Genomic DNA, 11253 nt, shown 5'->3' with positions numbered 1-11253 from the left:
GGGCGCAATGCTTGCGCCCTCCGGAGGGCGCAAGCATTGCGCCCCTACATTGACTACTCCATTGAGCAGTCACTGCAAACGAACGTTTTGGAGATTTTATTTTTTGGAGTTCCCTAAGGGCAGAAAATTGTGCTAAAAGAGATCGAGTTGCCTGCTGCGATCGCCTCGAATCAATGCCTGATTCCAATCCTGTCTTTAACCATTTTCCCTGTCCCCGTTGTGGCGCTTCGCTCCGATTGAAGCCTCGCACCCCCCGATTTAATTGCCCTAATTGTGATTGGCAAGATTCACTGTTTCAACCCTCTGAACCTGTTCTTTCACAATCCTTAAGGGTCACAAAGGTGGCAACATCTCAGGTTAACTCCCCTTCAATTTCTCCAGTTTCTGACAGATTCTCTTCCCCCTCCTGGGAAAAAAAGGAACTTCCTGTTTGGCTTTGTCAGTCTTCTGCGCGATCGCCTCAAACTACTCAAACCCCTGGGGCGATCGCACCAAATCCCTCCAAATTTGTTATCCCCCTGAGTACGGTGGCGATCGCGACAGTCACCCTCACCGCTTTTCATCTGTTCGGAGGGTTCACTCCCCAGTTTGCTCCCTCGGTGATGCTTTCTCCGCCCTCCCCAGAGGATGAAGTTACAGCCATTCCCCCGGAAGATGCCTTTCGCCAAGCTGTCAATGCCGCGATGACAGCGGCGACCCTGACGCAATCTGCACGCACTCAGGCGCAATGGCAAACGGTAGAGTCCTGGTGGTCCGAGGCAGTCACCCTGATGGAAGCGGTCCCTCCCCACAGTCCCGATCGCCCTGTTGCTGAACAAAAGGCAGTCGAGTACCAAACCAATTGGTCCTATGCTCGTACCCGAATCACCCAAATCGCTTACGCACCCCCGCCACCGCCTCCACTCTTCCCGATGCCAGTCACAAACTCCCCCTTACCGCCCCCTCCACCTCCAACCCAAGCCCCTTCTCCCGCGCCCCAACCCCACGAAATATTCCGCTACGCGGTGAATCAGGCGATGAGTGCCGCCAGTTTGACCCAATGGGCCGAAACTCAGGAAGACTGGATGAAGGTTACTCAGGAGTGGGAACAGGCGATCGGTCTGATGGAATCCGTCCCAGAAGAGAGTCGAGACTATTCGACAGCCCAGAAAAAGGCCCAAGAATACCAAACCAATCTCCTTTACGCTCAAGAACGAGTCAACCAACTCTCCCCCTAGGGCCAGCGTCAGTACCGTATGAGAACCCCAGGACAAGAAACCAGCGTTTCTGTCCAAGATTTTTGACGCACTGCCAGAGATTTCCTCAACCTCCCCATCTCCCCCATCTCCCCCAACCTCCCCATCTCCCCCATCTCCCCCATCTCCCCATCTCCCCCATCTCCCCAAAATCTTCTCAGGATCACAGGAAAAGTTAACCTGTTGCAATACTTAGTCCCCGTACCCTCATCGGAATCCCAGTATTGACAGGACTTTCCAGTGATCCCAAAGATTTGTGTAAATTTTTGTAAAAATCAGCGGTTTTGTAGCATTTTTTACAGAATTTACCTTTATAGTGAAAACAGGAGAAAAAACTCCAGCAAAAAACTCCCCCGAAAAAAACCAGGAGGCTACTCAAATGTCTACTCAAGATCAAGCTCGTGCATTAATGATGCGTCACCATCAAGTTGTCAAAAACCGTCAGCAATCCATGTTATTCCGCAGCGCCGCTGAAATCGGACTGGATCCCGACGACTACTCCAGCACCATTCAAGGCAAACCCCCGTCTGACTTCAGGACCTCTTATGACCGCTCTAAATCTACGATGAGCTAAGTCAATCCCCTTGTCCCTGACAGCAATCATTTTTTTTGTAAAATTTCACCGATAAAAAAAGGAGAATAATCCAATGTCTGAAGATCTAGCTCGCGCAAGAATGAATCGTCATCAACATCTCGCCAAAAATCGCCAGCAATCCATGTTGACCCGAAGTGCTGAAGAAATTGGTTTAGACGAGAGTGAATGCTGGAACAGCAATGCGGACCAATGCCAGTCTAATGGCTGTCAGCCTTATAACAGCAATGGCGCATCCATGAGCTAATCCGAAACAGTCGGTCTGAATCGCAAAACTCAATCGGATTTTGTGCCGACGATCGCGACAAAAATTCTGAGAGCCTCTGATTCTCGCTAATATTAGCCCGTTGAATTCAACTATTAAATTGCATCGACCTCCAATTAAGGGCCTGCTTTAACTCAAAAGCAGGGCCCTTAAATTTTTTTGGGGGTTAAACCCGATACGCGATCGCCCTCTCATCGTTTTCTGGCAAATTGAGATGGGATGCCCTAGCTCGTGATACGGTAAAAGCTTAGGCAAATTCCGAAGCAGATCGTTCGCGCCTGGGTTATGCAACAACCATCTTCTGATCGTCCACAGTTCCATTGCCTGTCGATTGAATTGACCGGCACCCCTATCCTAGATCCGCCCAATGGCACCGCATTCCTAGATTTGAACTTGACCCTACACTTTCAGGAAGTCTGGCAAGAGGTCCTCGGCGGTCGTTTTAAGTTTGGGTTGACGGGTGGCAAGCTCATGCTAAATCTGGAAAATGCGACCCTCCCCGAGGGAGTGGGTTTGCTCACCGAATTAGCAGACATCACTTCTTCGCCATCGCAGATCATTTCCTGTCAAGTCACCACCGCGACCCCAACTCCTTCCCATTGGATTTTAGACCTGACCGGGAATGGCTCCATTCTCAAAGGCAGTCTAGGACTTCTGAAACTCGCCCGGTTGCAAGTCAGCGGAACCCCTGTGCGCGTACAAGCCACATTCCAGGTCACTGCCGCTAATATCCTCATGGTAGAGTCGGAAGGACTGTGGCCCCACGATATCAATCCCAATCAACATGGCATTTTAGAGCGACTGCTGACGCGATCGCTCGTGGAACGTCAGTTCCAACCGCATCTCACTCGAACCGAACTGCACTATGCTGGCTCACCGGAAGCACCCACGGCGGTAGAAGAGGTTCCCCCCCATCGAGACTTGTCCCCGATTGCGGAGGCGATCGCCCCAATTTTAGACGCGACCACCGATAACTTTATCGAACTGGCAAAACTCGCCGATCTGGACCCGTTTCGGGATTTCGCTGGGGCCAAACTCTGGGGTTGTAACTTACGCGGACTTGACCTCAGCGGTGCTGAACTCCCGGGGGTAAAATTGCGCGGTGCTGACTTGAGTGATGTTGATTTAAGTGAAGCGAACTTGGCTGGGGCCAAATTAGCTGGGGCTGATGCCAGTGGTGCACTGTTGAGCGATGCCAATCTATCTGGTGCAGACCTCCATCGATGCAGTTTGGCCCTGGCTTCTTTGAGCGGGGCCTCCCTCAAAAATGCCAATCTGCAAGAGGCTTCTTTGAGTAATGCCAATCTCAGTGATGCGGACTTGTCTGGGGCGAATCTAACTGGGGCTGATTTGCATCAGGCCGGGTTAGTTATGACCAACCTCACCAATACGAACCTGACTGGGGCGAATGTGGATCAAGCTCGTTTCAAGCTGGATTCGGGTTTATCTGCACAGATGGAACAGGACCTCAAGGCACGCGGGGCTATTTTTGAGCCTTGATACTACCCGAACATCGTTGAACGGTTTGATTCAAAAGTGAATTGCTCCCCCTTGAACCTGATGCTGAAGTGATTAATATGACGAGTGAAGGAGATTTACTGCTAAAACAAGGAATTGCCCAATATCAGCAGGGGGAGTTTGAGGCGGCCCTGGAGTCTTGGCGTCAGGCGGTGACCCTTTATCGAGACATGGCTGAACGCGGTCGGGAAGGGGCGGCCCTAGGGAATATGGGGGCGGCGTATCAGGCCCTGGGAGATCTCAAAGCGGCAATTGCCTGTTACGAGCAGCATCTGGCGATCGCCCAAGATCTGGAGGACCTCCAGGGACAGGGAAATGCCTTGTTAAATTTAGGAACGGCTTATTCGACTCTGGGAGAGTATGAATTGGCGATCGCCTATCAACAACGCCGGATGGCGATCGCAATTGCAATGGCGGATAAAGCCTTGGAGGGTCAACTCCTCTATCAGTTAAAAATCGGGTATCAGCACCTCGGGGAGGGCGATCGGGTGCGGGATTGTCAGGACCGTCTCCTGGCGATCGCCCGCGAGTTGTTTTTTGAAACTAAAAGCGATGATTTTATCGCGATCGCCCATAGTCTGGGACTCAATCCCCTGGAGGATTTTGCTGGGGGTAATCTGAGCAATCTCGATTTCCATTATGCGGACTTGAGTCGTGCGGAGTTGGAAAATGCCGATTTTAGCAATGCATATTTGGAACTGGCGGATCTATCCAGTGCGAATTTGGCTGGGGCGAATTTATCTCACGCCCAGTTAACCAATGCCAATCTCAACCGGACTAACCTCTGTGGGGCTAATCTGAGTGATGCTGATTTATGCACGAACTTAAATCGGGCTAATCTCACGAATGCGATCGCCCGTCGGACTAATTTTACGGCAGCTTATCTGCGGGGGGCTAATCTCTCGGGGGTCTGCTTGGTGGATGCCATTCTTAAAAATGCAGATTTGAGTCGGGCGAATTTAACCGATGCTGATTTAACAGGGGCCGATGTCAGTCGCGTGGAGTGGACGGGAGTGATTTGCGATCGGGCGCGATTTGTTCAGACGGTGGGTGTTTCCGAATCTTTGAAACAGGATTTGATTAAGCTAGGGGCAATTTTTGAATCCGAGGACCCTGGGATCGATAACGCGGACGGTGATTGATACGGAATCCGGTTGTCAAAGGTCTGTAAAAACCCACACCCTAAAGGGTGGGGCTATCCGGACGAAGCCCGCCTGCGCGGGCTGAAGAGAAAACGGACTTTTGACAAGCGGATTTGGTATGAGTTGGAAGCGGGGCGATCGCACTCAAAAAAAGCCGATTGGATTCAGGGTGGTCCCTTCCTTGGATAAAAAAAGTGCCTGAAAGTAGTGTTGGTACTTTCAGGCATTCGGTTGTTCGCGTGATTCTCTTAGAAGGGAAAGAAAAATATTCTTAAGCGTTACATAAGTCCGAGCTGAGACAGAATGCCATGTCCCGTCAGCAACTCAGTTGCCACCCCAATCACAAAACCTAGCATTGCCAGACGACCATTCCAGGTTTCCGCAAACTCTGTAAATCCGAATTTTGCTTTTGTGTCATCCATGATTCAGAAAACTCCTAGTTAGTCAAGTCTCTGTAATATAACTTAACCTATAGTTTTGAAACCTGCAACATTTCGTTACAAAATCCTGACAAAGGGTCCCAAAATTAACAATTGGCAATTAACGACATAAAATTTAGCCATCAACCTACCGTAAACCTGCTATAACGAATCATCCTCCCGACGAGGGTAGAGGCTCCACCCGGGATTCAAGGTGGCCCTAGGGTGCTGTCAAGGGGGAGCGAACAACAGGCCCCCAACAATGCCAAAGGTGCAAAATGTTATTATCAGCCTGTATTTCTGACTTCCACGGAGAGCGAATGCTTCACCTCAAACTGTTGGGCCGCACCTTGCTGTATCTTTTAGTGACTTGTGCAGTCGTGGCGATCGCATTGGCGATCAAATTTATATCCATTCTACTTGGGGATGCTTTGGTCTATCAAATTCCCCTCATAGGCGACGCGCTTTTAAGCCTAGAAATTATGGAACTTCTGAATATCATTGTATTTGGTATTTTGGGCATGGGATTTGGCGTGGCCACCATTTTGTTACCCCGTTACTTTGCCTCGCGAGTCAGTGGTTTAACCTTAGCGGTATTAGTTCCCTTAATTTTTAGTACCGGCACAATTTTTAAATATTATAATTGGGTTCAATTATTTTCTGCTCAAGAAAATATTTCCTATAATCAAGCCGAGTTAATTACCAATTCGTTTTTGAGACAAAATACCTCTCAGCAAGACGGATTTATTGGATACTATATTTATACCGCCAAATCACCTTCTTTACCCGTTCGAGAAAAAGAAATGATAGAATTAGAAGAATTAGAGAGAAAAAGCAAAGCTAGATTTGCTCGAATCACTAGATTAAGTCCAGAAGTTGTAGGCTATTTGTACGCCGGTCGCGGTTGGGTCATTCGCTTGTTTTACTTCATAGTTTCGGTTTTTTCCACCGTAGTCAACTTTAAAATTGGAAAGTTACAAGTCAAGAGAAGTTAGACTGATGGACTGGGCGGTTAAATCAGGATTCAGAGTTTTGGGTCTGGATGAAAGATGGAGGGCAAAAAGCACCTCGGTGATTTCGCGAAGCTAAAAAAAGGCCCAGGCAAGAGGGAGTGAACCGAAATTTAAACAAATTTTACACTCCTCAACGGCAATCATCTTCAGGATAGACCCTGATGCGGCTAGATGATTGGGTGGATGTGGCCTCTGTATTTTTTTGACTATAATATAATAAAATAACCTGTAGGGTAACCCAAACGAGTTCTGTCATTGGGCAGAATCGCCTAGGCGTGCAACTACCAACGAGGCAATAGAAAAGAGGCCAACCACAGGAGCAGTTCCGTAAGCGGGAAAACAATTGAATGGAGCTAAATCTTTCCGGGATATCATCGCTGCAAAAACAAGTTATGTTTGAGATGCAACCCGACCCAACTCCTGGGATGGTGTCCAATCAGGGATCCTTGACGAGGCTGAAATTAGAATTGTGAGTACAATGCTCCTCACAGGTTGCTCCTGGAGCAAGTCCATTCCTTCCCGGGTCTATCTTGTTCGCTTGCCCTAGGGTCTGGATAAAATGTCTTAAGAAGGGGGAATCTTGAAGACGCCAGAAATTCAGAGTGATGGGCATTTTCCCCAACGATGAAAACAGCACTCCCTTGACTACCACTCATTTTATGCGGATTCTAATTTATTCCTACAACTATCATCCTGAACCGATCGGTATCGCTCCTTTAATGACCGAATTGGCAGAAGGACTGGTGAATCGAGGCCATGAAGTCCGCGTCGTCACCGCGATGCCTAATTACCCAGAACGCCGAATTTACCCGGAATATCAGGGCAAATGGTATTTTAATGAAGACAGAAACGGCGTAAAAATTCAACGCAGTTTAGTGTATATTCGCCCGGAACCGTCCTTAATAGACCGCGTGTTACTCGATGGCAGTTTTGTCCTAAATAGTTTTCCGCAGGCGTTAACCGGGTGGCGTCCCGAGGTGATTTTGGCAACGGTTCCCCCGTTGCCGGTCTGTATTCCGGCGACCTTGTTAGGGCGAATTACCGGCTGTCCAGTGGTTTTAAATATTCAAGATATTCAACATGAAGCAGCGGTTCATGTGGGTTTGTTAAAAAATAAAAAGGTGATTCGAGCGTTTACGGAATTAGAAAAATTTGCCTGTCACAGCGCGGAGAAAATCAGCGTGATTGCGGAGGGGTTTGTCGAGAATTTGTTAGGGAAATCCGTTCCAGCCGAGAAAATTGCCTTAATTCCGAATTGGGTGGATACCAATTTCATTAAGCCGTTACCGAAAGAGGAGAATAAGTTTCGGAATCAGCATCAACTGCAGGGGAAATTTGTGGTGCTGTATTCGGGAAATATTGCCTTAACCCAGGATTTGCCCACGGCCATCAAAGCAGCGGGGAGACTGAGCCATATTCCGGAGATTGCTTTTGTGGTGGTGGGGGAACAGAAAGCCATAGGCCGGGTGAGGGAATATTGTGAAATGTTTGGGGCGGATAATGTCACCTTGTTGCCATTTCAATCAAGGGAAACCCTCCCGGAGATGTTAGGGGGGATTGATGTGGGGCTAGTGCTACAAAAGCATAATGTCATTGGGTTTAATATGCCTTCAAAAATTCCGGTTTTGCTGGCAAGTGGGCGGGCGATTGTGGGTTCAGTCCCAGCCACGGGGACCGCTGCGAAAGCGATTAAAAATAGTGAAGGGGGAATTATTGTGCCCCCGGAAGACCCGGAAGCCCTGGCGAATGCGATTTTAGAGCTGTATAATAATCGGGAAAAAACAGAGGCTTTGGGGCGGCAAGGTCGAGAGTATGCGATCGCCCATTATGCTTTTGAGGAGACTTTAAATAAATACGAAGCCTTGTTTGAAGAGGCGATCGCCTCCCGCAAAGGAAAGCATAAACGGTCGGCTCATCGGCAGGAGATTTAACAGGAGATTTAAAACATTATGCGCGATCGCATCTTAACCTGGATAGAACATCAAGTGCCTCAAGCGCGAGTCCAACATATTTTGCGCGTCGAACAACTCTGTGGCAAACTCGCTCAACATCATCAACTCGATGTGGAAAAAGCAAAACAGGCCGGATTAATGCATGATTTAGCCAAATATTTTAAACCCGTGCGATTGTTGCAAATGGCTCAAACCGAGGGTTTAGAACTGGATGAAATATTGGCCGGGGAACCCCATCTATTACACGCCGATGTGAGTGCGATCGTCGCTAGAGAGGAGTTTGGGGTAGAAGACGAAGAAATTTTAGAAGCCATTCGCAATCATACCCTAGGCAATCCCCAGATGAGCCCACTCAGTTGTGTCGTTTATTTGGCCGATACCTTAGAACCGGGACGAGGGACTAGCGCCGAACTCGAACAGTTGCGGCAAACCAGCTTTGAAAATCTCGTGGCAGCGGTGTGGCGGACGGGGGAGTACAGCTTACGCCACCTCATCGAACATCAACGGATGATTCATCCCCGGACGATATTAACCCGCAATTGGGCCATGCAGCAGACCCAAAAACAGCATCGGACCCAAAGAGCATCCGCAAGCGATCGCATTACCGCCTAAAATTTGTTAGCATGAACTCAAAAATCTCATTCAATCCGATATAGACTCTCAGCCAGCGAGGGAATCGGCTTTTTGAGCAAAAAATTGAGTAAAAATTCCCAGATAAACAACTAAAACCGCCAAAAGTTCTACAACTAATGGAGAGTGAATGACAGATTCTTCCTCGATTCAATCGACTAGCGCCTTAACCCGAGAAACCGCTCAAACCGCAACCAACTCCGAAAGCTACCGTTTAGCTGTTGCGATCGCCAGGGCCGCAGATGACCGCAAAGGCGGCGATCTAATCGTGTTGCGGGTGTCGGAAGTCTCCTATCTCGCCGACTACTTTATTATCGTCACCGGCTATTCCCGAGTCCAGGTCCGGGCTATTTCCGATTCAATTGCCCATCAAGCCGAACAAGAGTGTCAACGGGTTCCCCGGAGAGTCGAAGGGCAGTATCATGGCAGTTGGCTGGTGCAAGATTATGGCGACGTGATCGTGCATATCTTGATGCCCACCGAACGGGAGTATTACAATTTAGAGGCATTTTGGGGACATGGCGAACGCCTAGACCTGAGTGCCGAACTCAATGGCAAACCATAAGAAATAGCGATGAGGGTTTCGTCTGTGTCTGCCTGCCCAGTACCTCCGGATTGGCAACCGCTCAATGAATATCAAGAGCTTCAGGAGTCCTGTTTTTTTAGCTGGGCGACCCGTGATCTCAAAGGCTATTTGAGTAAAATGGCCTGGATTTTGGGATTGTCCGTGGCAGTTTGTGCTCCGGTTGCAGCAGCGAGTTTTCCTCCCGCGAAAGCCTTGGGTCAGTTTATCCTCGGAAGTACCGGGGGTGGCGGATTCATTTTGACCTTATTGCTCTTGAGACTCTATTTTGGGTGGCGCTATGTGCGCGATCGCCTCTTCAATGCCACCATCTTCTATGAAGAATCCGGCTGGTACGATGGTCAAACCTGGCCGAAAACCCCGGAAATTTTAACCCGCGATCGCCTCGTCGTCCGCCATCAAATCCAACCCATCCTCGATCGCCTCCATCGAACCTTTGCCATCCTCGGCATCTTGGTCCTCCTCGGTGCGATCGTGTGGAATTTGGTATAATACCGAATCCGGTACTCCTCGGTCTGCAAAAACCCGCACCCTCAAGGGTGGGGCTATACGGACAAAGCCCGCCTGCGCGGGCTAAGAGTAAGATAGAAAAACGACTTTTCATACCCGGATTCGTTATAAACAAGGCAGTAGCAGGGGAGTTCGTTCCGCGTCTTACCCAAGACCTGGGACCGGCTGACCCTGAACATTGACCCATTCTATCCAATATAAAGGCATAATATTTAACCCATGACAATGGGAAAACGTACCGCAGCAGCAGCCCTAGAAGTCCGCTTGCTGCGCGAAGGAATTATTGAATCAGTCCATCACGTCCAGGCCGTCGTTTGTGACAACCGAGGGCGGGTTCTGTCCGTTGCCGGTAACTCAGAAACCACCGCCTTCATCCGCAGCGCCCTCAAACCCTTTCAAGCCCTAGCAGTGACCACCACTGGCACCCTAGAACGCTTCGGGCTCAACGATCGCGACCTCGCCATTATTTGCAGTTCCCACAAAGGAACCATCGAACAAGCGCGGCAAGCCTTTAACGTCCTCTGGCGCTGTGACGTTGATACCACCGCCCTCCACTGTCCCACCCCCCCAGGCCAAGACAGTCCCCTCAGCCATAACTGTTCCGGCAAACACGCCGGAATGTTAGCCGTCTGCAAACAGCGCAATTTTCCCCTGGAAACCTATACCCAGAAGAATCACCCGGTGCAGCGCTTGATTCTCACCAAAGTCGCTGAATTGCTGCGAATGCCCGCCGAAGAGTTCATCAGTGCCCGGGATGACTGTACAGCACCCACCTATCTGATGGAATTAGGGCAGATGGCCTCCCTGTACGCCCATTTGTGTTCGGGGGATAACGTCGATATGGAGCGCATCGTCCGTGCCATGACCCATCATCCGGCCTTGATTTCAGGACCCGGGGAGTTCGACACCGAACTGATGCGCTTAAGCGAAGGGGAACTGGTGAGTAAAGGCGGTGCCGAAGGCGTTCTCTGCATCGGACGAGAAGGAGAAGGCATGGGTTTAGCCATCAAAGTCATGGATGGCAGCAAACGGGCAAAACACGCCGTAGCGATTCACCTGCTGAAACAGTTAGGATGGATCGAACCGGCGATCGCCGAGACCCTCTCGGAAACTCATATCACCCTCAATCCCTATAAACGTCTGGATGTGTTAGGGGAACTATCCATGCTTTAGGTCAAGGATTGTTCTATTAATCCTTTAACTCCCGAAATCCGGAAACGACTGAAGTCGTTACTACAAACAGGGGAAAGTATTTCTTCTCCGGTGTTCGTAGTAACGACTTCAGTCGTTCTCTTCTCCGGTGTTCGTAGTAACGACTTCAGTCGTTCTCTTCTCCGGTGTTCGTAGTAACGACTTCAGTCGTTCTCTTCTCCGGTGTTCGTAGTAACGACTTC

General features: G+C 49.5%; 12 protein-coding genes. 11 read left to right on the top strand and 1 reads right to left on the bottom strand.

Translation table 11 applies throughout. The features are described from left to right. Nucleotides 1-341 precede the first annotated feature (341 nt). From NG833_RS27255 to NG833_RS27235, 5 genes are all read left to right on the top strand, one after another. Nucleotides 342-1217 carry a hypothetical protein gene (locus NG833_RS27255; protein WP_254568411.1) on the top strand — a complete coding sequence of 292 codons (876 nt, stop codon included), beginning with the start codon at nt 342-344 and terminating at the stop codon, nt 1215-1217. 397 nt (nt 1218-1614) lie between these two features. After that, nucleotides 1615-1809 (top strand): hypothetical protein, encoded by a 195-nt coding sequence (locus tag NG833_RS27250; RefSeq protein WP_254568410.1) that lies wholly within the window; start codon nt 1615-1617, stop codon nt 1807-1809. 73 nt (nt 1810-1882) lie between these two features. Further along, nucleotides 1883-2074, top strand: a complete 192-nt coding sequence (locus tag NG833_RS27245; protein WP_254568409.1) for a hypothetical protein — start codon at nt 1883-1885, stop codon at nt 2072-2074. A 303-nt stretch (nt 2075-2377) separates the two neighbouring features. Continuing rightward, nucleotides 2378-3592 carry a pentapeptide repeat-containing protein gene (locus NG833_RS27240; RefSeq protein ID WP_254568408.1) on the top strand — a complete coding sequence of 405 codons (1215 nt, stop codon included), beginning with the start codon at nt 2378-2380 and terminating at the stop codon, nt 3590-3592. A gap of 77 nt (nt 3593-3669) precedes the next feature. Then, complete coding sequence (locus NG833_RS27235; protein ID WP_254568407.1) at nt 3670-4752, top strand: pentapeptide repeat-containing protein; 1083 nt, start codon at nt 3670-3672, stop codon at nt 4750-4752. A 278-nt stretch (nt 4753-5030) separates the two neighbouring features. On the opposite strand, the gene NG833_RS27230 is transcribed toward NG833_RS27235, so the two are convergent. Further along, nucleotides 5031-5174, bottom strand: coding sequence for a chlorophyll a/b-binding protein (locus NG833_RS27230; RefSeq protein ID WP_254568406.1), 144 nt, complete (start codon nt 5172-5174; stop codon nt 5031-5033). 275 nt (nt 5175-5449) lie between these two features. Between NG833_RS27230 and NG833_RS27225 the strand changes: the two genes are divergently transcribed. From NG833_RS27225 to NG833_RS27200, 6 genes are all read left to right on the top strand, one after another. Then, nucleotides 5450-6166, top strand: a complete 717-nt coding sequence (locus NG833_RS27225; RefSeq protein ID WP_254568405.1) for a hypothetical protein — start codon at nt 5450-5452, stop codon at nt 6164-6166. Between the two features lie 677 nt (nt 6167-6843). Then, a complete protein-coding gene (locus NG833_RS27220) occupies nt 6844-8115 on the top strand; it encodes a glycosyltransferase family 4 protein (protein WP_254568412.1) in 1272 nt (423 codons plus the stop codon). An 18-nt stretch (nt 8116-8133) separates the two neighbouring features. Beyond that, nucleotides 8134-8748, top strand: a complete 615-nt coding sequence (yqeK, locus tag NG833_RS27215) for a bis(5'-nucleosyl)-tetraphosphatase (symmetrical) YqeK (RefSeq protein ID WP_254568404.1) — start codon at nt 8134-8136, stop codon at nt 8746-8748. 148 nt (nt 8749-8896) lie between these two features. Beyond that, entirely contained in the window at nt 8897-9331 is a 435-nt protein-coding gene (gene rsfS / locus NG833_RS27210; protein ID WP_254568403.1) for a ribosome silencing factor, read from the top strand. A 9-nt stretch (nt 9332-9340) separates the two neighbouring features. Beyond that, on the top strand, nt 9341-9841 hold the full coding sequence (locus NG833_RS27205) for a CGLD27 family protein (RefSeq protein ID WP_254568402.1): 501 nt from the start codon (nt 9341-9343) through the stop codon (nt 9839-9841). Nucleotides 9842-10078: 237 nt separating this feature from the next. Further along, complete coding sequence (locus NG833_RS27200; protein WP_254568401.1) at nt 10079-11032, top strand: asparaginase; 954 nt, start codon at nt 10079-10081, stop codon at nt 11030-11032. The last annotated feature ends 221 nt before the right edge of the window (nt 11033-11253 follow it).

Source organism: Oscillatoria sp. HE19RPO, assembly GCF_024220515.1.
Classification (GTDB): Bacteria; Cyanobacteriota; Cyanobacteriia; order Cyanobacteriales; family Laspinemataceae; genus Laspinema.
Note: the sequence above shows the minus strand (reverse complement) of the source record. Positions and strands in the feature narration are given on the sequence as shown.

What these genes read in the sequence shown, in the direction of transcription:
- NG833_RS27240 (WP_254568408.1), top strand. Translation starts at nt 2,378, where the DNA reads ATGCAACAACCATCTTCTGATCGTCCACAGTTCCATTGCCTGTCGATT.
- rsfS (WP_254568403.1), top strand. Translation starts at nt 8,897, where the DNA reads ATGACAGATTCTTCCTCGATTCAATCGACTAGCGCCTTAACCCGAGAA.
- NG833_RS27220 (WP_254568412.1), top strand. Translation starts at nt 6,844, where the DNA reads ATGCGGATTCTAATTTATTCCTACAACTATCATCCTGAACCGATCGGT.
- NG833_RS27250 (WP_254568410.1), top strand. Translation starts at nt 1,615, where the DNA reads ATGTCTACTCAAGATCAAGCTCGTGCATTAATGATGCGTCACCATCAA.
- NG833_RS27235 (WP_254568407.1), top strand. Translation starts at nt 3,670, where the DNA reads ATGACGAGTGAAGGAGATTTACTGCTAAAACAAGGAATTGCCCAATAT.
- yqeK (WP_254568404.1), top strand. Translation starts at nt 8,134, where the DNA reads ATGCGCGATCGCATCTTAACCTGGATAGAACATCAAGTGCCTCAAGCG.
- NG833_RS27230 (WP_254568406.1), bottom strand. Translation starts at nt 5,174, where the DNA reads ATGGATGACACAAAAGCAAAATTCGGATTTACAGAGTTTGCGGAAACC.
- NG833_RS27200 (WP_254568401.1), top strand. Translation starts at nt 10,079, where the DNA reads ATGACAATGGGAAAACGTACCGCAGCAGCAGCCCTAGAAGTCCGCTTG.
- NG833_RS27245 (WP_254568409.1), top strand. Translation starts at nt 1,883, where the DNA reads ATGTCTGAAGATCTAGCTCGCGCAAGAATGAATCGTCATCAACATCTC.
- NG833_RS27225 (WP_254568405.1), top strand. Translation starts at nt 5,450, where the DNA reads ATGTTATTATCAGCCTGTATTTCTGACTTCCACGGAGAGCGAATGCTT.
- NG833_RS27205 (WP_254568402.1), top strand. Translation starts at nt 9,341, where the DNA reads ATGAGGGTTTCGTCTGTGTCTGCCTGCCCAGTACCTCCGGATTGGCAA.